This is a genomic window from Ferruginibacter paludis, from assembly GCF_030409685.1.
GTDB lineage: Bacteria > Bacteroidota > Bacteroidia > Chitinophagales > Chitinophagaceae > Ferruginibacter > Ferruginibacter paludis.
Map to the genome: position 1 here is coordinate 99,087 of NZ_JAUFQJ010000006.1, position 22,951 is coordinate 122,037.

The window sequence follows — 22,951 nt, forward strand, 5'->3', positions numbered from 1 at the left end:
AATTTGCTGCAGATCGCCTTACTCTGGCAAAGGATATATTTATTTTTTAGCTGCTATACAGGGCTTCCCTATGCAGATGTTAAGGAATTAAAGCGGTCGGAAATTATTATTGGCATTGATGGGGAACGTTGGATTTCTATAGACAGGCAGAAAACAGGTACGCCCTCAAAAATACCTGTTCTCCCGATTGCCGCAAAATTGTTAGACAAGTACAAGAATCATCCCCAATGTGGTATGAAGGACCGTTTAAAAATGAACGCCTACCTGAAAGAAATCGCGGATACCTGCGGTATCGACAAAAACTTCACATTTCATATTGCCCGTCACACTTTTGCCACAACCGTAACCTTAAATAATGATGTTCCTATTGAAACCGTTTCAAAAATGTTAGGCCATACCAATTTAAGAACGACGCAACATTATGCGAAGATTTTGGATTTAAAAGTGAGCAAGGATATGATGACCTTGAAAAGGAAATTATCAGGAAACCCAGCGGATTATTTATAGCACATAGATTCACTTTTTCAAGAACTGCCTTGATTAGTTATTGGAACAAGTATTATTATTACTGCTAATTTTCCATAGACCTGATATTTATTGCAGCTAATGCGCATTTGGTATATTTAAAGCACTGGATTTCAAAGATTTCAATGCAGATTTTAAATTTTCCTTTTAAAAGCGAACCAAGGTTACTGAACAACAAAAGTTATTGGCTGTCTACGATACGCAGTTACCTTTCTTCCATTTTGAAGTGCAGGAACCCAATGAGGTCCTTTTGTAATAACCCTAATTGCTTCTGCCTCCATTCCATACCCATGCTTTGTTTCTGCCTCTGCATTTCTAATTTTCTTTTGTAAAACCGGCATCATATAAATCAGCAGGTTGCGGCAGCTGATGAAATGCATATTGCAGTAAGGTGGATTTTTTACGATGTTATGCTGGGCGAAAATCAGCATATTGCGTATTTCAGGTTTTACTTTATAACTATCTCCTTCCTTACTAAAATATTTTTCAAGCCGTTCCGGCGAAATGTCTTTTGCAATGGTGGCGTTATAAATTCCTTTCCCGGCATGTACCAATGCTACGGTATCAATATCAGTGGCAAATATTTTCACCACCACATCTTTTAAATCATCTTTTAATTGCTCGTGCACCAATATGGCCAGCGAATAAGCTTCCTCGCCGGTGGCGCAGCCTGCTACCCATAATTTTAATTCCTCCCCCTTCGCAAGACTCTTTAGCATAACCGGCAAAATATCCGTTTGTATAAATTCAAAAGCCTTGGGATCGCGGAAAAATGTGGTGACGCTTATCAGGAAATCATGCGCCAATGTTTTTATCTCTTCAGGTGTCACTTTTAAAAATTCATGGTACTTTTCAAGACTGCCAAAATTATTATAGGCTGCCCTTCTTTTTATGCGCCGCAGGATGGTGGGTTGCTTGTATTCAGAAAAATCGAGCGGTAATTTTTCATTTATCAAACTGATAATGGCTACCAGATATTTTTCATCATCTTTATCATAAGCCAATAGCTCCCCTTCCTGTTTTACATAATCTTCAATAGTGGCAGGCATCAATGCAGGTTCCAAAATAAAATCGACCAAACCGGTAGCAATGGCATTGGAGGGCATGCTGCCAAATTCCGCTGTTTCCGGATTGCGGGCAATCACCATTCCCCCTGCTTTCTTAATCGCTTTTATTGCTTCTGTTCCATCAGAACCCAGGCCGGAAAGTACAACCGCAATGGCTTTTTTCCCATAATCTGCCGCCAGTGAATTAAAAAACGCATTGACTGTAAGATGTGGCCCCTTTACATTTTCCTTATTAGTCAAATACAATTTATTATCATGAATCGTCATGAATTTATCGTTGGGAATCAGGTACACCTGGTTGCTCTCAACAGGCATATCATTGCCTGCTTCTTTTACTACCAGCTTACTATGACGGGCAAGTAATTCACTCATCCTGCTTTTAAAATCGGGTGACAAATGCTGCACGATTACATAGGAAACGCCATCCATCGGCGTATGATCAAAAAGGGCGTTTATCTCATCTAAACCGCCTGCAGAAGCACCAATCGCAATAATATGGTGTGGTTGAACAGTGGACATAAATAAAATTTAAACGATGAATAAAAAAAATAACGTGGAAAGAACTGCCAAGAAAGATATAACCAACTAGCATCTTACGAAGTGTCTTAAAGGGAATGCTATTTAGATATCAATAATACAATAATAATCATTTGGTTTAATGACAATAATCATAATATAAAAGACGTCTCCCAGCTGTAAACCTCTGCTGACAGTGGTTTCAGCTGATGCTGACACTTGAAAAGCTGCTCCTTTCGCAACAGCCCATTAGTCAATAAATTAAAAAAGGTTAAACATAAAGTCAACTGTGAATTATACAACTTTCAGATATAATTCTACAACCCTCTCCCTAAGCTTACAACTATCTTTCATCTTAAAGAATAGAACAAAAACTACACTCGGGGCTGGATATTTATCCCGCCCCTTTTAATTTTATCGGCACAGATAAAAACAGATAAATATAAATCATGAACAATCAAAAACAATTCGGAGTTTAGATCGACAGTCACCAGGCAGTAGTAGTAGGTAAAGAAACGGTGGAAGATGGGCCGTTACTGTACTTGCAAAAATAAAGGGGAAGACGCTTCCAAATCCCAGTGAAAAAAATCAAACAATCACGAAAAAAAGTGCAGGCAAAATTTCTCAAAGAAATCCCATCATATTTGGTGAATGCAACTCATATGCATATTACGCGAACCGGGCAGGCACAGGAACAGTTGATTCACTCTATTTAGCAGACACACCTAAATTTAAAATTGCAAGACTGAAGAATCAACCTCAAACAAAATGAGCGACGAAAAACTGGTAGAATTTATCACAGCTAAGTTTTAGTGAGGAGGCAATAAGCAACAGGCAATAATATTCAGCCTTCGTTAGCTAATATGTACAAGATTGGACGCCATTCTTCATGTTCTGATTTTGTACTTTAATAATGCATCTTACCTTTTTGATAAATAGTCATTATAGTCTACCATTGGTACTTTCATCATGTACTGAATATCATCACGGCCGGCCACCATGCCTTCTATTTCTGTATCCGTAATCTCGAGGATGTTGTGCTCGTTCATGTGCTGCAATCTTTCATCACCTTTCTTAATGGGTTCCAGCCAATAATTTTCTCCCGCCGTTTCAGGCTCACTTGCATCATTTATTTCTTTAGGGTCTATGCCCAAAGTAATTATGTGCGAGAAGCCCCGGCGTTGTAAAAAGTCTCTTAAATCGGAAGTAAGTTCGGCATCAATTGTAACATCTCTCATTATAGTTGTTTTAAGTTAAAGAGCAATAAACAATAGTGAATACGAAATAGTTAACAGGCACAAACGTTAAATACATGGAACAAGGATGGTCAATATGTATTAATTCACAATTGACCACTCATTGTTGCCTGGTGATTCCCCATACTATTCCTCTCATTGAGCAACAGGCGCTACTTCACCGTTGACCTTTCACTATCCATAAATTTCATACAAGGATGATGCCGTAAGTAATTGTATAAATGACAGGCAGAAGTTGTACAAAAAAATCAGCTAAACGGGAAGTTTTCATCAGTTGATGAGCAACGAGGTTTATAAACCCGCGCATCACAAAGCCAATCGTTTGGATGCAACATTGTCTTGCAGGGGTCGTCGCAGTATTGAATGGGCAGAACTATTAGTATAGCCAAAACGCCATACGTTTAAATTTGTGAAAATGGCGTTGGCGAAAGAAAGGTGGAGGTGATTCTTGAAACGATTTTTGCGTCAGCATAATCAGGCATACTGCTGATTTTTTTCCATTCCGGATCGCTGCTAAATAATTTCCAGTTACGGTCATGTTCAGCCATGTCATCAAACGTAAGCATATAGGTTAAATTGGGTCTTAAGCCACCTATGATAGTTTCGCCAAAAAAAACAGGGGTTAAACCCGTTCTTTTAAAAATATCAATCTCGCCCTGCGTATTAAACATGTCTATTTTCTTTTTGCCTGCATTTTCACCTGCACTTTCGTAGCGCCTCAACTCAAATATCCTGGCTGTTTTTGCAGGCACTTCAAGTACCGGCATGTGTTCAAATGCCTGCAATAAAGAGCTTTCAATTCTTTCGTAGGCCGGCTCTGTGGCTGATGCGGTTAAGTAAGGTTGTGCAGCTTCATTGTAGGTTGTATCATTTGCTAACTTATCGCCCGCAGATAAAAACTGTTGCAGTGATTTAAATGGAATGAGTGCATATATTTTGGTTTGGCCGGTTGGCTTTAATTCCGTAAACACCCCAATGTTGCTTATGCCCAACCTTTTATAGGCCGGGATAGCTGCATTTTTAAAATAGTCTTCCACCAGTTTTTGCTGCGCTTCATTCTTCAGGATATAAACCCTCAATTCATAAAATTCCTGGTGCGACGCATCCGCCGGAAGTTCCGTTTGAACAGCCATAGTAGTTGAAGATGCAAGTTGGCTGAGCGTGCCGGTTAATAAAGTCGCTTTAACAAATGAACGTCGTTTCATATAAAAAGGATTAAGCTAAATTGAATAATGTAATGTTTTTTGCCTGTCAATAAAACCCAACACATCCCCTACATTTTTATTGCTGCGGATATACAATGTTATGAATTTATTTTTCTAAAACAGCTTGGTGTCCTAACAAGCTGTTGAATAAAAATGACAGGACTTATAGTACAAATGTCATGTAAAAAATTACCGGCAGGTCAATTGGTTATAGTGAGTAGCAGTTTTAAATTATTGCCTGTTTACTATTCAATCCTTGATTTATTATCAACTACTGGCTATCACTAATCACTACACACTATTGACTGCTGACCTTAATGGCGTCGCTGACATTGTTTCCAAAAACTAAAAAAAGAAGGAAAGTAACCAGTTACCTCGGGATATATCCAGTCTCTGCTGTCTTTTAAACCAGGATAATAATTAAATGCGGGATGCTCCTTTGAGATAAGCGCCTAGTGCAAGGCAAGCTTACCGCTTTTGTATAAAGATTGCAGTGTTGACACCTCGCCACAATAAATGGTGAGGCCAGCGATATTCTGAGAGAGGCCGACGATAAAACTAATTGCTTTTTCACTGACTGGATATTTTCTATATCCATCCAGATATCATCCCCTTATTTGAAAGACTTACCAGAAACACTCCACCATAGCAGTAAAATTCTTTGTATGAAGATAGATAGCCACAACGATGAGTCAGTTATTTACAATGTAAAAGTTGACATCCTTCGTAAAATTTTTATGATTTCTTATTTACAAACATTCATTAAATACCTGGATATTTTTTGAACTGGAATATTCGGGACGCCTCTGATTCATTAAAAAACCGAGTTATAAAAACCGGTTTTTTAAAAGTTACAAGCCACTCCTGGTTGATTTGTCTTCTCCTGAATCGTCACCTTCTGTATCTTCCTCTTCGGTAGTGTCAACATCGTCGTCATCTACATCAAAATCTTCGTCCTCCAGTTCATCTTCTTCATCAACTGAATTTTCATCCAAGTCATCATCGTTTGAAGGGTCTTCTGTTTTGTCCCCTTCATTTGTCGTCTGATCCTGATCATCGGAATTAGTGATGTTCTCTTCCCGGGAAAGCTCATTGCTGTCGTTTTCAACTGCAGCATCTGTTTGATAAGTGCTGCCTGAATTATTTGATTGTGTTTGCATAATCTAAATTTTAATTGTTAGCTGTATTGTTGATAATTAAAGATGTGCCGGTGCTGTTACGCTTGCGCCATTGCCCCAAATAATTTTTTTGTTTTCATCAAGGCGGATGCTATAACCTGGTGCATATCATAATATTTATACTCTGCCAATCGTCCGCCGAAAATAACGTTGTTTGTCAAGGAAGAAAGCTGCTGGTACCTGATAAAACGATTATTATTTTCTTCATTGTTTACCGGGTAATATTGTTCCATTCCGGGCTTCCATTCTGCAGAGTATTCCCTTGAAATGATAGTAGTAGGCTGTGTACCAAATTCAAAATGCTTGTGTTCAATAATCCGGGTATAAGGCACTGCAGCGTCGGTATAATTTACTACGGCATTACCCTGAAAATTAGGCACGTCCAGATGCTCATGTTCAAACCGGAGACTGCGATATTCCAGCGTTCCAAAACGGTACTCAAAATATTCGTCTATCGGTCCGGTGTACACAATTTTATCCGCTAGCGAATTAAAGTAATCCCTGTCGGCCAGATAGTTGGTGTTGAGTTTTACTTCAACACCATCAAGTAAGCCATCAATAATTTTATTATATCCCCCTATAGGAATGCCCTGGTATAAATCATTAAAGTAATTATTATCAAAAGTAAACCTTACGGGTAACCGCTTTATGATAAACGACGGAAGATCACAGGCCTTTCGTCCCCATTGCTTTTCCGTATACCCTTTAATTAATTTCTCATAAATATCTGTGCCCACCAGCTTTAAGGCCTGTTCTTCCAGGTTGCGGGGATGACTAATCTTCAGTGATTCAATCTGTTCATTTATTTTATCCTGCGCCTGCTGCGGAGTGGTAACTTTCCACAACTTGTAAAAAGTATTCATGTTAAATGGCAGGTTATATAATTCTCCTTTATAATTGGCAACTGGCGAATTGGTATACCTGTTGAAACTGGCAAATCTATTCACAAAATCCCAAACGGGTTTGTCGTTGGTATGAAAAATATGAGCGCCATAATAATGAATATTTATACCATGTTCATTTTTACAATAGACGTTTCCGCCTGCATGATTTCTTTTATCAATAACAAGGCAACGCAGTCCCCTTTGTTTTGCCTTATACGCGAAAGTTGCACCAAACAAACCCGCCCCTACTATTAAAAAATCATATGATTTCATCTGCAGTAATTTTAGTTTTTATAATTTGGTTTACTTCCCTGTCTGTTAAAAAATATTCTTCCAACGCCTCATCAAGCGAGGGCATCAAGCTGTACTTAATACTTTGCAATGCGGACATGGCAGGTAGTTTTGCTGCCGTTTTAATATCATACCCCGGTGTAATTAATTCAGTATTAAATGGAGTATACGCTGCAATTTTTTTTGCGAATTCATACCAGGTGATGCTTCCTTTGTTTGTGAGATGCCAAATGCCTGCAGCATTGTCAATCAGTAAATCAAGGCTGGCATGTACCAGGTGAGGTATGTATGTGGGCGAAACAAATACATCATTTGCAGCAACAAAACTTTTTCCGGATTTTAATTCGGTCAGTAAATGATGGACAAAATTTTGTCTGCGTGGAGACCCGAAAAAAGCCGCTGTCCTGATAACCAATGCGTCTTTGTTTTCTTTACAAATGGACCTCTCTCCCAGTTGCTTACTCTTACCATACCTGTTTAATGGGTTAGGCGTATCGGTTTCTATATAAGGATGTTCTTTGTCACCATCGAAAACAAAGTCCGATGAAAACGACAGTAACTTAATTCCAAGTTTGCTGCATATTGCCGACAACAGTTCAACACCCAGGTAATTGACTTTGTAGCAGCCGCCGTTATCGCTTTCGGCCTCATCAATATTTACCTTTCCCGCTGCGTTTATTATCGCCCACGGCCGATACTTTTTTATAACTTCTATTAATTTATCTTCATTGCAGATATCTGCTTCTTCTCTTCCCAATAAAACACAATGCAGATTTCTTTCGCCGCATATTTTGGCGAAGGCTGTTCCCAGCTGACCTGTTCTGCCGATAATAACGACCGGTTGTACTGTATGGTGCGTGCTTTCTTCCCGGGCCCTGTTCCTTTTATAGTAGCGACAGTCTCGCTGCCACCATGCAATTTGATTTATCACCGGGTTATCTACTTTTTGCTGGCTGGCAACCGCAGTGATATACGCAGCCAGTGCAGTGGGTCGCGGATAGCCGGCGCTGATATCAAATACACCGGTTTCATAGTCGCCAGGCGGGCTGGTGAGTAATTTATTCCAGCCATAAGATCCAAGCAAAGCCCAGGCAGTTACGGCTCTAATGTTTACCCCGTCTTCCCCCAATTTAACCGCTATAGTATGCACCTGGTGAAACCACTTCAGTTGCTCTTCTCTTGTGCAATTCAAGTGCACTTCCGTTATTGCAACAGGTATTTCGTAGCGCTTCCACAATTCTTTTAACAAATATTCTAATCCATGAGGTTCGTCAAAATCTACCCTCACAGCCTCTGTATCAGCGTAACGGTGCCGGCTGTTTCCGCCCCAGGTTTCAATCGGATAATGTTCAATCTCTTCATCTAAAAATCTTTCTGAAGTAAGGTAATGATTGACACCGATGACATCCGGCGGGCAAGGATTATCAATAAAAAACTGCAACTTCTGTTCAGGGATTCCCAAACGGATTATATAGTTCCATAACGGATGACTTGGTGTAACTCTACCGCATAAAATATCCCATGTTAGCCAACGCCTTTCGTTTTCAAAATTTGCCTGGTAGGATAATAATGGGGTACTATATGTTTTTCCTAAATCTTCCGTTTGAACAAGCTTCGCGTCCGGATTTACCTTCCTTATTTCCTGCATTGCGAGCACAGTACCCATTAATTCATTGAGCAGGATTCTTAAAAAACTTGCATCATTTTTTTTATGGGGATACCAGAGGCCATACAAGCCGGAAAACCGGGCTGTGGTAAGGGGCTCATTCACTGGCGTGTAATATCCTATCCAGGGAAAACGGGCAGCTACCTCTGCTGCGTATTGCGCAAATAGCTCAGGAAAATTGTCCTCCAACAAATTTGTAAAAGCCGGACCGCTTCCATGATGAAGTAAGCCTGCAATGGGTTCTATATTATGCTCCCTGAATTGTTGTAAAAGGTTTTCGGTGTAAGACCAATCTATTTTTGTATCCTGTAAAGGTTGATGTTTTTCCCACAAAACCGGGAACCGGATGTTTTGTATTCCCAGTGAAATTACAGCGTCTGTATAATTAGTATTACTATAATACCCGGCAACTTCAAGCTGGTCTAAATAGCTATTCTGCACCCTGTTTATCGTACATTCAATGCCACCCCATATTTCGGGTACTACCGGTTTATCCATTATTCAGTTTTGAAAAGATTAGGCTACAGATTTAAGCTTACTAGCTTGTCCGGTTGTATTTTGTTCCGCCAGGCAATCATTTATTTTATCCATCATTTCGGCTGTTGTGCAATCCCAGGAAATGTCTTTCAGAAAGGCATCTACTTTGGATAGCCATTGTTTGATTTGTTTATTACTTTTCGCCAGTTCTGTCTCAGCAGATTTAATAAATTCGTCCGCATTGTCTGCGATGTATACCAGTTTCTTATCTCCATAAGGGTTAACTACGTCGGTAATAGAAGTGGAAATTACCGGCTTCCCGGCTGCGAGGTATTCGGGCGTCTTGGTGGGACTTATATATTTTGTAGATTCGTTTTTTTCGAACGGAATTATTGCAAAATCCCAGCCGGAAAGATAAACTGGTAACTCACTGTAAGACTTGGAGCCGAGATAGTGAATATTAGGCAATTTCGGCAGATCTTCCGGATTGATCTTTACCACCGGTCCCAACAATACCAATTGCCATTCAGGTCTTTTTTCTGCCACCTCTTTTATCATTTGTATGTTAAACCGCTCATCTATCACACCATAAAAACCGAAACGCAGACGGGTTATTTGCTGCTGATCGTATGGCTCGTTAAGTTTGTTACGGCCTTTAGAAAAATGAGTTTTGTCTATACTGCTGGGAAAGGGAAAAATATTCCGATGTGCATGCTTTTTTGCCTCAAATAAACTGTACCCTCCGGTGAAAACCACATGGGCTTTACTAAAAAGTTCAGCCTCCATGATCTTTAGTTCCGCCGGGGCAAATTTGAAAGCGGCTAATTCATCCATGCAATCATATACGACCACCTGGGCATTCAAATGACTGCTGATTTTTAAGGCCATGGGTGTATAATACCAGGCGATAAATTTTTCTATTTTCTTATCGGCGAACAAGGTATTGATCAGTTGTTTTTGTCTTGTAACAATAGATTGCTTATCTGTAGCTGCCGAGCTAAGATAAGGCGTAACAATCCAGACATTTTCCTCTGTGAGTCTTATCTGGAGACGGTCTCCCGAATCATGAAATAGTGGTTCCTCTACAAAAAATGTTCTATACTGTTTTGCAAAACGACTCATCAAATGCTGGGGACGCTGATAGACAAAATCCCACCGGAGGTGAGAAAAACAAACAAGATCTGTGCAGGTATTTTTATTGATTTCTAAAAGTTGATTTGTTGGCATTTTTTCGGATTTTAATTATTAAATACTTACAAGTGGTTAGATGCAGGCGATTACTTTAACTAAAAAAATATGCCAGCAATTTTTACGATGTGTATACAATATTTTTACTAATAAGCCGTCCAATTTTTACCCGTTTTGAGAAAGGCAATCCCTTTTTATCCCCATTAACAAATACCATAAAATAGTTTTTAATCTTCCGCGTTTGTTTTTAGTCTAACAACTATTAATAAACAAACTTTATGAAAACCTGTAGCGCTCCGATTGAATCATCTGCAGATACTGCGGCAATGCTTCGCTGGCCCGAAGAGAAAATAAACGCCTGGTACAATAAAAATCCATGGCCCATTGGATGCAATTACATTCCTCAATATGCCATTAACCAGCTTGAAATGTGGCAGGAAGAAAGTTTCGATGCAAACGTGATAGATAAGGAATTAAGTTGGGCATCTGGACTGGGATTTAACACCATCCGTGTGTTTCTGCATCATCTTTTATGGGAACAGGATAGTAATGGCTTTTTAAAAAGAATCGATTCATTTTTATCCATAGCCTCCCGGTATAATATAAAAACCATGTTTGTATTTTTTGATGCAGTATGGAATCCGTTTCCGAAGCTTGGCATACAACCCGATCCCAGACACTATGTACATAATTCGGGCTGGGTACAATGCCCGGGGTACGATGTATTAAATGACGTTAGTAAATATGACCGGCTGCAAGATTATGTGGCTGGAGTTGTAAACCATTTTAAAAACGATGAAAGGATTTTAATCTGGGATTTATTCAATGAGCCGGACAATATGAATACAGCCAGTTATAAAGATGATAACTATGCGCTGCACAAAGCAGAACTTTCCATGAGCCTGTTGACAAAATGCATTTTGTGGGTGAGGGCAATCAATCCAATTCAACCCATCACAATGGCACCGTGGCAATTTGACTGGAGCGACCCGGCCAAATTAACTGCACTGGATAATTATATGTTTACGCACTCCGATGTTATTTCATTTCATTGTTATGAGGATAAAAAAGGAATGGAAAAACGAATCAACAGTTTAAAAAGATATAACCGGCCAATGATGTGTACCGAATATATGGCGAGGCCATTCAACAGTACATTTCAGCAAATACTACCACTGTTAAAAAAGCACAATATCGGTGCTTATAATTGGGGGTTCGTTGCCGGAAAATCCCAAACTTTTTGCCCATGGGATTCGTGGCAACAACCGTACACTACTGAGCCGCCCATCTGGTTTCACGATGTACTAAGAACCAATGGCGAACCTTACGACAAAAAAGAAGTTGCCTACCTGATAAAGTTTAACAGGAAGAATATAAAAAAGATAGCCTGTTAATTACAGCAATATTAATCATAAACTAATGTCTCTGCTTTTATGGCTTACAGCTCCGCCTGACGAGTCATAATTTGACCGGATGCATACCTTGCGCCTTGATCTGTAAGCTGTGCATCAAAAGATGCTAACCAGGCGGAACGTTGGATTTCTATAGACAGGCAGAAAACAGGTACGCCCGCAAAAATACCTGTTCTCCCGGTTGCCGCAAAATTGTTAGACAAGTACAAGAATCATCCCCAATGTGGTATGAAGGACCGTTTACTGCCGGTTCTGAGTAACCAAAAAATGAACGCCTACCTGAAAGAAATCGCGGATACCTGCGGTATCGACAAAAACCTCACATTTCATATTGCCCGTCACACTTTTGCCACAACCGTTACACTAAATAATGATATTCCTATTGAAACCGTGTCAAAAATGTTAGGTCACACCAATTTAAGAACGACGCAACACTATGCAAAGATTTTGGATTTAAAAGTTAGCAAGGATATGATGACCTTGAAAAAAAATTATCAGAAAAACCCGCGGATCGTTAACAGCACGCAGCTTCACTTTTTGTAGAACTGCTTTAATTAGTTTTAAGGCAGTTATTTGTTAATTGATGTCCAGATGATGAGCAAGGTCATGACGGAAGCAAGGTGCATAAGAAATTAGTTTCCCTTGCAGTTGATATCAGGTGAGGTAAATAATTGCAGTAGGAACTGCAATTAACAAACCTAGTAGTTAAGAATTGAAAAATATTTTTGATACTCACAATGCACAAGATTAAGCTTGGGTACAAGAAGACGAACCCAAAGATTTAAGAGGTGGAAGGGCTGCCATGTCGCCCGATTTGCCAACTTGTGACTTAGAATCAATGCGAAGCAACGCCCGATTAATGTAAATATGGAAATTAAATTTTATTAATTTATCCAGTGTCGAAGCGCACTTAATTAAATCATATTATCAAACGGTTCGGCTTTTATATCTGCATATGGAAATAACTTTTTGTTCTATCGAACAAGATCCAGCCCAAGAAAGGCTAGGTTTTAATCGTGAGTGGGCAACTTCAAATAAATGAAATCCTAACCATTCAATTGTTGATAATATTTAACACCTGTGATTCTTTTGGCAGCTGCTAAATAGATCGGTTTAAATTTGTAAAATCAAACCGACATAAACATTCAACGTTCAATTTTTACTCCATCTTTATTAAGCTTTGGTTTACAAGCAGTGCAAGTGTAAAAGAACTGACCAATATCAATGCTTGGTGTGATGAATACCTCCGGCTCTACTATTATATCATTCGGGCATAAGACAAATCCATCAAAGCGACTTAAAAACTAATCCAGTCACCCAGGGCAATAAGGGAATATTTATGTCTGACAAATCAGTATGGATTATACGGAAAGAGTTATTGGGAAATTAAGATGAAAGATGGCCCTATTCTACAGCAATATTGTACGTTTTAAATTGTAAGGCCCGGTCAATTTCAACATTAGTTTTTTATCCTGTATATTTTATGCTGATGAAGTCGGGCATTTTTTACATGGCAAGACGAAGCCAAAAGGTTTGTAAATATTATTTGCCAGTCACTTATGAACCCATAATATCAACGGTAAACGTAGCGCTACAAACTGCAGCAAGTATTGCTGATAATGCAGATGTAATTATTGAGCGGAAAACTTTTCATTTTATGCTGGTGAACGACCATAATGCTTTGAAACTTGACAAAAAAAATACTTTTCCTTGCCTCTGATTCGCCGGTTGATTCAAAAGGAATTTATGCGAACTACAAAATGATCGAGCAGGATGAGAAAGACATCGTTGAGTCTTTGATGGAGGGAATTGTGAACGAACCAGGCAAGCAGTATTCGGCGGTGAGGAAGGCTTCAAGTGGAAAAAATCAAGCGTAGCAGTGATCTTCATATGTCCATTAGAACATTTACAGTTAAAGTCGGAAGGGGCAGCAAGATGCAATTGTAATAAACCCCGTGAAGGATATTCCAAATTAAAAAATAATCATCAGGATTAAGCAGGTGCTTAATGAGCAAGAGCGGCTATAGATTGATACCCATCGAAAATATGTTGATCCGGATTATCGGCGGTCCATACATGTATTTTTTCATTCAGGGACCAGAAAAACCTACCGGGTCATAACACCTGGCGCCGTAATAAGCCTGTTACACCACCCAACTATGGACATGGAATATTATTTCGTAGTATGGATGGAAAGTTGCTTATGTGTATCCACAGTCATAAAAAAGTTAACGACTGCATTATTCGTGTGCCACATTTGTTTGAAGCTAATTTATCGGACGGTAAAGTGGTCGTAAGCAAATTTATAATCGTTAAAAGGTTTAAGGGCTGTGATAAAACATCGACTGAGGAAAACGCATTTTGTTTGCACAGGCACTATTGATGCCAGCACTAAAGAAGTGAAAAGAGCATCCATACTATTTTTTAAAACAAATACCTACAGAACATATTCAATTGCAGTGTTCAATAAAAAAGCTGAGCAGGAAATTGCCTTGAGTTAATCTAACGTCAAAGGTTATACGAAGCATAAAAAAGGTTGTCAATCGGCGACGATTGACAACCTTGGGGAATAGTCGTTTAGTGTTAATTCACGTTTATTTTACCGGAGTACCAATACCTTCCTTGCCATTGGTTCATTACGGCGGACCGTTTGCTTACTTTGAGCTCTTCTTTTTCCACATCTGCCGGTCAAATACCGCCTTGGCGAAATTGCGGGCACCTAAGTTCTTACCATTTTGCCAGTTCTTCTTCATAATCGCAATCTTCTCCTTCTGACCTGCCAACCAGGTTTTTTTGTGCGGATCGGATGTTAACACATTCACACCCAAAACACTTAACGTAAGATGATATTGTTTTCCCGCACCCTTTCCGTCATTCACACCGGTGTGCGTATTGGAAGAAGTCGTGGAAGCACTATTGCCGGCAGCCGTTGACGGCTGTATGGCATTGGAGTTACTATTTTGTTGTGAAGCGGCACGTGTGGCCATTTGGTTTTTCTTGTTTTCGACTAGCGTGTGTATTAAGTCAGTCTTTTGTTTTGCTGTCAGGTCACTAAACCATCTGGCATTACCGTCCGGATCAATGAAAGTTATCGGGTTGTTTTGCACGTAAGCATAAGGTGAAGTACTGATTTCGGTCGGCAGATCCCATGAAGGATCTACACTTGGCCATACACTGGTTACAGGATCATAGTACCGGCCCCCGTAATAATATAACCCGGTTTCGTCATCCAGTTCTTTGGCGTTGTATAAATACGGAGTGTTTTGCTGGTTGCCATGTTCATCAATAAATGTTTCTCCAAAAGGGTAGTATTCCACATGTTGGTATACTTCTCCGCCTGCATCAGTAATGTAGGCTGAATTGCCGAGGTGATCAGGATGATAATAAAACTGCTGTCCATCTTTTATACTGCCACCATTACCGCTGGCACCAAGTTTACTCACGATGCGTTGCCCTTCTATATAGAAATGTTTCGTATAGCCTCCACTGGTTACATCTTCATAAGGATTTACGTAGATGGTGTAATTTCCTATGCCCGTGGTTTTGGCAGCTAGTTTTCCATTCACCGAAACTGTTTGACCGTTTCCAACACTTTTTAATACCCTCGTTCCACCGGCATCATAGGTATAATTGAATTGCTGTCCATTGTCCGAAAGGGTTTTAACCCTGTTTTCTTCATCCCATATAATTTGCCTGTTTTGGGCGCTTACATCATCCTGCGAACCCAACTGGTTGCCATTTTGGTCATAGGTGTAGGCATCAGTACCGATGTGAATGGGCGAATGCGGCTGACTCCCTGCATTATAAGCGTAGTTATAATTATAAGAAGATTGGTTTTGCAAAACCCAGTTATTGTTATCATTTGCCCGGCTTTGATGTGTTTGTGTTTTACCGGTGATACTTGAAACAGTATTATAAGTCATAGCCAGGTTAAAGCTGTCTACATGGCTGCTTCCGCTGAAACTGCCGTTTGCACTGGTCAATCTATATAGATCATCATAAGTATAATTATACGCGGCGCCTCCTCCCATCAAATTATTGGGCGGAACGGGTGCTGCGTTCACGATATTCAGAATTTCATTTTCATTATCCCAGGTATAGGTGTTGTCCATCATGAAACGGCTGGCTTTTGTTTTCGCCGTCATCTTTGCAAGCTCACGACGTTGAGCGCCGAAGGTGTAGGTCATTTGCGTACCATTGCCGTACTGCATGAACACCCGCGTTTCGAATTTGTCATACCCCGATTGCGTCAGATAGTTGTAGGATGTTCCACCATTCACACCTGTCATACTTTGCAGCGATCCTCCAACATTATAATTATAAGTCAGCGTCTCGCCATCAGGATAAATCATACCGGTAACGCGGTTCCATGTATCGTAGGTCCATTGCGTGGTAAAGGTTAAAGCAGTTGTATCAGGCACATTGATCACCCTTATATTTTTTACGGTTGCTCCATGCGGGTTATAAAAAAATTGCTGTGTTCCCGATCCATCCTGCTGGGTAACTATTCTGCCAGCTCTGAAAAAAGAAGCGCCTGGTGCCCCGTAAGTAATGGCAACATTGCTTTGCGGATTTTGGGGATACGTGATATTGGTAAGCCGTTCAAAGTCGTAGGTGTACTTGATCCCTGCACCGGCACCTTGCAGATTCGCAGTTATTTTTCCAGATAGGTTTCCTGCGAGATCATATTTGTAATTGGTTGTGCCTGCGTCAGGATGCTTATCTGAAATTTTTCTGCCCAACTGGTCATATGTCATGGTAATAACGTTGCCGAGATCGTCAGTCACGTTTGTTAATTCATTCACCGGATTATAGCTATAACTAGTCCAAACACCATTACCCTGGCTGTACTGTTGTTTTGTGGCTTTCAACAGTTCCCTTACGTTGAGGAAGCTTTCTGTGCTGATTCCGTTGGCATCAGATGACGTAGTTTTAAATTGCATGATGCCGTTTTGATCGTTGCCAAATCCGTATGTCATTTTTCTGACAACGAGGTCGGGTAAAGTATCGGTAAGCATTCTATCCATTACATCATAACTCATGCCTTGTGGTGTTACTTCGTCACTGCCGGTATTATATATGCCAATGGTTCCTTTTGCTTCGGTGAGCGGGTACCACTGTTTTACCGGCCTGAAAAATGCATCGAATACTGTAGAGCCTGAAACTACCATTACTTCCTGGTCGGCAGTTTTTGCCCCGGTGAACAGGCCAATATCTTTTTTGGTCTGCACTTCCCTTCCTATACCGTCACGGAACGAGGCAGTTTCCAGGTAGTTTCCGGGATGGGCCGGATCATAATGTTTCGCCATCGCCCATGCAGTTGGATCATCAGGGTGGTATTCAAAGGCAATTGTGAATGGCTGGCCGGAAGCAATTTCCAAAGGCTCGCGAATCGTCAGTATCCTCCCGGCCGCATCAAGCGTATATTGTGTCTGTTGTCCGTTCAGATCGGTGCTGGTAAGTTGTTGTCCAAACCTCACATCGTAGGTGGCACTGGAAGAATATTTGTATGAATCAGATGTTTTGGTGACGTACGTTTTAACATCTCCGTCATACTCGTAAGTGTACATCAGGCTTTGGCCATTGGCATTTTGCGGATGGGTAATGGTTGCCAGGTTGCCGTACGTGTCATAGGTCATGTCGTACTTAGCTGCATCAACAGATGTAAGATAAAGCCGCGTTTGTGTGATGTTGCCCGTATTGTTATCTATATCGGTTGCACGCTGCCTGTAGGTCTTGCCGCTACCCGATATCGTCACAGAGCTGGGTACGTTCATAATATATTTGCCGGTAACCGAATGATAACTGATGGCTGTTGACAAGTCATCATCAGTGCCGGGATCACCAAAGTCGGTAGACCGGGAGAGATTTCCCAACAGGTCGTATGAATAGGTGATGCTGTCTGTTTTGCCTGCCTCAGCCTGTCCCTGGTAAAATAGTTTGAACGTTTTTACCAATGCCGGAAAAGCGGTGCCATCGTTCCTTTGAACCAGGCTATCCTGAAGAGCAACCCCGGAAGAAATATTTTTCAGTTCAATGGTGTTAACAACCTCCGTGAACTTGTTACCGTGAGCGTCTTTTAATACCGTAGATTTTAAAATACCCTTATTATAATAATTATCGGTGAAGTAATCATCCTGGGTTGTACGGTAAACGGCATTCCCATGGTCGGTATCGAGTTCTTTGGTAATTACCTTTCCAAATCCATAAAATTCTCTTTCGTCCCGGTTATACTTTCCGGCTTCGTATTCATAGGCAGTGCTTGTGGAGTCAGGCCCATCGCCCGAGCGGCCATCATATAAATCAACCCGGGATAGTGCCCATACGCTGTTTGGCAAATCATAAGTGTTCCCCACCCTTGTATAGTCCATTACAAAGCTTCCGCCCAGCGGACGGGTTACTTTTTTAAGCAGGTTGGTTCTTCGTATCGTCGATCGGGAAACGGTAAGTTTACTGTCTTCATCAGATTCGAGATAATCGGGAAAACCATCGCCATCAATATCGTCAAACTGTTTCTGGGTCCTGTCGGCACCCTGTGAAATAGTTATCTGGGGATTAATACTCAGCTTTACGACAGGCAGAATCGGTAAAATGGAAATACTTATCGTAAAGCCAATATTAACAGATTCGCCGCTGGAAGCGCCATTGTTGACAAAGCTGGCACCGGTCCATTGGATAGGCGGGCCGAAGCCATTGCCCGTATTCAGGCGTACTTTAAGTGGATTGACTTCCTGGATATAATCCAGCAGTCCGTCACCATTTACATCCAGGAGCGTGTTGTTGGTGACGTTGTCACTTCGTGTAAGAGAAATTCCCGCTGTGATGCTATGATTTTCGATATTTATACTGATACCACCGCCCTCGCTTATAGCTCTTCCGCCGCTTAAGCCGCTATAGCCCCATTGTTCAGCTTTCAGGAACGAATACCCGATGTTGAGTTCTACGGTGCCATCAGAATGCACCCGGTCCGGCAGGCCGTCGCCGTTTACATCCATAAAGGCAACAGTCTCATTATCGAAATTAGCGCCAAAACTGCCGGAAATACCAGCCGAACCTTTTGATTTTGCCTCTGCAGCATCCGCTTTGGCCCCGCCCGATGTTTTAGAAGCATTGGGCGAAGTGGAAAATGCCAGGGAACCACCCGCAGTTCCCCCCACAGAGGTATGATTCGAAAAAGTTACATCTCCAAAGCCTAAAGGCCTGGCAGTTGGTTCGAGGCTACCGTTCGGGTTTGTGTATTGAATCTTGCTATTGGAAAGGATATCCGGGTAACCGTCACCGTTCATGTCTGTAAAATCATAAACGAACTTGGTCGTACCAGTACTTGCGCCTACTCCGGCCTCCCCACCGGGCGTGGCGACACCCACGCTAAAATCATCTGTTTGTGCCACCTTTTTAATACCTACGGCGCCAGAGGCTGAACCTGCGGCAGATGCAACAACCGGGTTCACCGGCAGTAAGTCGTCTCTGCCCATGCGGGATGAGCTGATCGTATCCCGGGTAACAAAAGTCAGGTTATCATAACCTATCCAGGCCTTTCTCTGATTATTGGGAACCAGGTAAATGAATTTATCATCCTTGGGTTGATAACCTCCTTTACCATCGTAAGTTTGTTGCATATTGTTCATCGATCCCATGATGTTACTTGTATCCACCAATGGACTCAGGTTGATAGTATCAGGTTTTGTCATCAGCGCTGCATTAAGATGCAGGTCGCTTTCAAGGATGGGCTGACCGGCACGATCCCGGTTACCGTTGTAGGCAAATTGCCCCCAATGATGGTAGAGCGGTCCGAAAATAAAAGAGTTATCGAAAGTATGAAACCCGCCCTGCAACGTATCCGGCTTGCTGTGCTTCGGGTGCACGATCACTGTGTCAGCGTCAAGTGCATTGGCAACAAGCGTGTCAGCCGTATGATATTCGAAAAACACCTTGTCGCCACTGTTGAGGATGGCTGTTAGCGCCGGATGGGCGCCGATCTTACCATTCGTTACCGGTATGGTTTCTTTGGCAATCAGCTCATTTTCTTTTTTTACAGAAAAATAGATCTGGCCGTTTTGAAAATTCGGATTCAGTGTCGGTTTGGCCTCTATAGAAAAAGTATCGGTGGAGGGAGCGGTCCATGGCAGACTTGGGATTACGTCTTTCGTATAAGCCTGGAAATCGACCGTAGGAGAAATTTGGATCAACGGATTGCCACTACCATCAACAACGTGGAGCTTAGGATCATCTGCTGCAGTATAAGAGACATTGGGATTCCAGTTTAGCGATGTCCAGTCAATATTCGATTGTGAAGAAACACGAAAAAACAGGTTTTCACCTTTAACCACTTTCTGGTCAATGGACACAGGAACTGTTACTGCCTGGTTCCAGTTGATATGTTGTTCCAGGAGCGTGGTATACACTTCCTTATTTTTCTTGACTATGGTAACAACGATGCTGTCGGAAGTTACCGGTTTAGTAAAATTACCCCCGATATGAATTGTTCCGTCAATTGGCATACCCACCGAAAGGGGGGCAGACATCAGAAAGTCTTTGTCTGACTGAAACTGGTAAATTGGCTGGCCATTGGCGTCGTTCAACCCGGCAACATGGCTGCTATAAGTTATTTGCGGTGTCCAGTGCACCTGGTCATACGCACCGTTAAATATAGATTGTACCCTGAAATAAATGTGGTCTCCTTTTTGAACAGGAACTGCACTTACTCCAGTAGGTGTTTTAGGCGTAAAGTCGTTTGCGTCAATTTTAACAGACCAAAGTTCTGTTCCTTTTTGTTGAATAGCCACCCGCACACCATCTGCAGCCGGATACGACTTAGAGGTGGTATCCTGTATCAGTACTACAGGCGCATTGATATTTACTGTACCAGTGAAGGGAGCCACCCACACCCTGATCACATCGTGCAAAGGGTTGTCATCAATCGCTTTTTGCAATACCGCCGGATCATTTACTACCAGGGTGGTGTCGATTCCGGAGGATGAACGGATAGGGCTGGGAGTATCCCCGCTTGAAAGAGTAAACATCGGATTCCGGTCTGGATCGAGGTGGTTAAAATACACTGTTCCATTGTTGACTATATCCACCAATCCGTCGGCATTCACGTCAGTGAGGTACACATTGGAAATATCTTCGGAATGCGCATAGCCCAACCCTGCATAAATGAAAAAATTGGATTCCAGTCCCACATTTACGCCCCAGTTGAGGCCCTGACTGAAGTCGTTGATGCCGTTTATAGGCAACCGGGGGCCAAAGGCCACATTGCTGTCTACCGCAGATTGATTCGCACGGTAATATAATTTTTGGTCTTTCTTATTCTTAAAGACTTTATCCACCAGCCCGTCTCCATTGATGTCAACGAGGGCCAGCATGCCTTCGTTAGTGGAAATGTTGAATCCAAAAGCAATGCCTGCAGTATTGGATTTAGTAGCAAGATCTTCATCATCCGGACCGATCGTAACCGCCAAACCAAAACCTCCGCCGATGGATTTGTTACCGCTCAGCGCAGATGCATGATCCTGGAAGCCAGGAATAGGATTTAAAAAAGTTCCTTTCACAGTATCAGCCTGCGGATTCCATTCTTCGGTCCCTGTCAATGGCTGGAACACACCATTTGTTTGCACATCATTGTAATAATCGAAGTTATGTGTAGTAAAAAGTTTACCGGCGGCATCAAATTGTTTAATGTTCTGCAAAAGCGTTTTATAAAAGGCGCCCTGTACATAATTTAATTCGTAAGACCGTATGTCCTGACCTTTATACCTGACATTTATTTTTCTTAGCAAATCTGCAGTTACCTCCTTAAATCCCAGCTTCGCACTGATGGATATATCCGTTCTTTTCGATTCTTTCAAATCGCGGTCACGTTTAAACACTACGGAATATTTTCCTTCCGTATTTCCATTACCTGTGTAGCTGATGGAGTCGAGGTACAAATTATAACCCGGATTTCCTCCCGCTGTTGCTGAATCCGTCACCTTAACGTAGCGATATTTTACAAAATTATCATTTGCATCACGTGTTTCAGATAAAGCCCAATACGCAACGTTTCCCCTGGAATCAGTTAATATGGCTGCGGGGTCAACACTATTTCTCACGGGATCACCTCCAAAAAATCGCCGCGTACCATTTTTATCCGTTACTTCCCACCAATAGCCGGAAGGACTGTTACCATGCCGGATGATCTTCTGGAAGTCATTATTCACCCTCGGATAAAACTGTTTTTCGCTGGCATTTTTATCACGGGCAACCGCTGCTGAACGGTGCGCAACAGGGCTGAGCTGTGCGCCTTCCATAGTGTAGGTTTCTGTTTCCAGGTTCGCATCATACCTTGGTACTCCCCACCGGGTCTCGATCGAAAACGCCGGTGTGCTTAGGTCCCAGCCAAGCCCAAGCCATCCATCAGAACCACTGTTATTATATTCTACGCTCAAATCAGGCTGCATACCTTTTCTGCCCGCTGGCAACGTAATCGGGTAGTCCAAAACCGCATTTCCGGATGAGTTGGCAACGGGCGGGGCTATCGTCACAATTTGAGAAGTGGCATCCGGATACTGAATACCAGACATGGAGTTTGGCGTATTGGCCAGCGTTGCCGGTGACCCGGGAACTTCAATTATCCCGTTAATCATGTCAGTAAAATGCGTTGTTGTGGAGAGAATTATTTTGTTGTCGCTATCTACAGAATCCCTTTGAAGTGGTACCCAATGTTTTGCTTTGTCATCAAAGAAAAAAGTGGATATATCTTTAGCAGTATGTCCAACTGGTATCTTTGTTTCGTCATACGCCATACTGAGCGCCACGGGTTTGGCGAAGTGGCTGCCATGCGGCAAAAAACGATATCCGCCACTTCCTCCTGTTACATTCACCATTCCCTTGTCGAGCGCGGGGATATCTGCCTGTTGAAGAGCCGTAACAGAAACTAACCGTGGAGATGTCATAGCTCCTGCGGGAATATGGAGCTTTGCCCCGGGCAGACTGATATTGGTGATACTGGTGCCAGCCCATTTTTCAATCTTTAATCCTTTAAAATTTAAACCCGAACTAACATCTTCCTGGTATCTAGCCGGCATTACTTTAGCAACACCGTAGACACCATCATTTGGTTTTGCCCGGTCAGCATTTTTTGTAGCCTGTTTGCCGGGACCATTAAAAAAAATGTTAGTGAACGAAGGATTTAGAAAGCCCAGTGACAACAAAGAGACAGTCACCAATGCGAGCAGGCGAAGCGGAAAACTTTTCATAACAGTTTATGATTTGACCGGCCTTACCGAAGCCAGTTAGTGAATT

The 22,951-nt window shown here is 41.8% G+C and carries 12 protein-coding genes; 4 read left to right on the plus strand and 8 right to left on the minus strand.

Annotation, left to right across the window (positions count from 1 at the left end):
* The first annotated feature begins 3 nt into the window (after positions 1 to 3).
* The gene (locus tag QWZ08_RS10980; RefSeq protein WP_290337453.1) at positions 4 to 507 is read left to right on the plus strand and encodes a site-specific integrase; all 504 of its coding nucleotides are present in this window, start codon (positions 4 to 6) and stop codon (positions 505 to 507) included.
* 182 nt (positions 508 to 689) lie between these two features.
* Here QWZ08_RS10980 and QWZ08_RS10985 read toward each other — a convergent pair whose 3' ends face one another.
* The 7 genes from QWZ08_RS10985 to QWZ08_RS11015 all read right to left on the minus strand — a co-directional run bounded on the left by QWZ08_RS10985 (position 690) and on the right by QWZ08_RS11015 (position 10,292).
* Positions 690 to 2,111 carry a chemotaxis protein CheB gene (locus QWZ08_RS10985; RefSeq protein WP_290337454.1) on the minus strand — a complete coding sequence of 474 codons (1,422 nt, stop codon included), beginning with the start codon at positions 2,109 to 2,111 and terminating at the stop codon, positions 690 to 692.
* Between the two features lie 917 nt (positions 2,112 to 3,028).
* Positions 3,029 to 3,346 (minus strand): hypothetical protein, encoded by a 318-nt coding sequence (locus QWZ08_RS10990; protein ID WP_290337455.1) that lies wholly within the window; start codon positions 3,344 to 3,346, stop codon positions 3,029 to 3,031.
* 419 nt (positions 3,347 to 3,765) lie between these two features.
* The gene (locus QWZ08_RS10995) at positions 3,766 to 4,569 is read right to left on the minus strand and encodes an NIPSNAP family protein (RefSeq protein ID WP_290337456.1); all 804 of its coding nucleotides are present in this window, start codon (positions 4,567 to 4,569) and stop codon (positions 3,766 to 3,768) included.
* An 851-nt stretch (positions 4,570 to 5,420) separates the two neighbouring features.
* Entirely contained in the window at positions 5,421 to 5,729 is a 309-nt protein-coding gene (locus QWZ08_RS11000) for a hypothetical protein (RefSeq protein WP_290337457.1), read from the minus strand.
* 56 nt (positions 5,730 to 5,785) lie between these two features.
* A complete protein-coding gene (glf, locus tag QWZ08_RS11005; RefSeq protein WP_290337458.1) occupies positions 5,786 to 6,904 on the minus strand; it encodes a UDP-galactopyranose mutase in 1,119 nt (372 codons plus the stop codon).
* Complete coding sequence (locus tag QWZ08_RS11010) at positions 6,891 to 9,086, minus strand: family 1 glycosylhydrolase (RefSeq protein ID WP_290337459.1); 2,196 nt, start codon at positions 9,084 to 9,086, stop codon at positions 6,891 to 6,893. The genes glf and QWZ08_RS11010 overlap by 14 nt, the downstream gene beginning before the upstream one ends.
* An 18-nt stretch (positions 9,087 to 9,104) precedes the next feature.
* Positions 9,105 to 10,292: a glycosyltransferase family 1 protein gene (locus QWZ08_RS11015; RefSeq protein WP_290337460.1), complete on the minus strand. Its 1,188-nt coding sequence runs from the start codon at positions 10,290 to 10,292 to the stop codon at positions 9,105 to 9,107.
* A 239-nt stretch (positions 10,293 to 10,531) separates the two neighbouring features.
* Here QWZ08_RS11015 and QWZ08_RS11020 point away from each other — a divergent pair, with 239 nt between their 5' ends.
* From QWZ08_RS11020 to QWZ08_RS11030, 3 genes are all read left to right on the plus strand, one after another.
* Positions 10,532 to 11,647 carry a cellulase family glycosylhydrolase gene (locus tag QWZ08_RS11020; protein ID WP_290337461.1) on the plus strand — a complete coding sequence of 372 codons (1,116 nt, stop codon included), beginning with the start codon at positions 10,532 to 10,534 and terminating at the stop codon, positions 11,645 to 11,647.
* Between the two features lie 150 nt (positions 11,648 to 11,797).
* The gene (locus tag QWZ08_RS11025; protein ID WP_435387608.1) at positions 11,798 to 12,208 is read left to right on the plus strand and encodes a site-specific integrase; all 411 of its coding nucleotides are present in this window, start codon (positions 11,798 to 11,800) and stop codon (positions 12,206 to 12,208) included.
* Between the two features lie 1,145 nt (positions 12,209 to 13,353).
* Positions 13,354 to 13,542 (plus strand): hypothetical protein, encoded by a 189-nt coding sequence (locus QWZ08_RS11030; RefSeq protein WP_290337463.1) that lies wholly within the window; start codon positions 13,354 to 13,356, stop codon positions 13,540 to 13,542.
* Between the two features lie 777 nt (positions 13,543 to 14,319).
* Here the strand turns inward: QWZ08_RS11030 and QWZ08_RS11035 are convergent.
* Positions 14,320 to 22,905, minus strand: coding sequence for a SpvB/TcaC N-terminal domain-containing protein (locus tag QWZ08_RS11035; RefSeq protein ID WP_290337464.1), 8,586 nt, complete (start codon positions 22,903 to 22,905; stop codon positions 14,320 to 14,322).
* Positions 22,906 to 22,951: the final 46 nt, after the last annotated feature.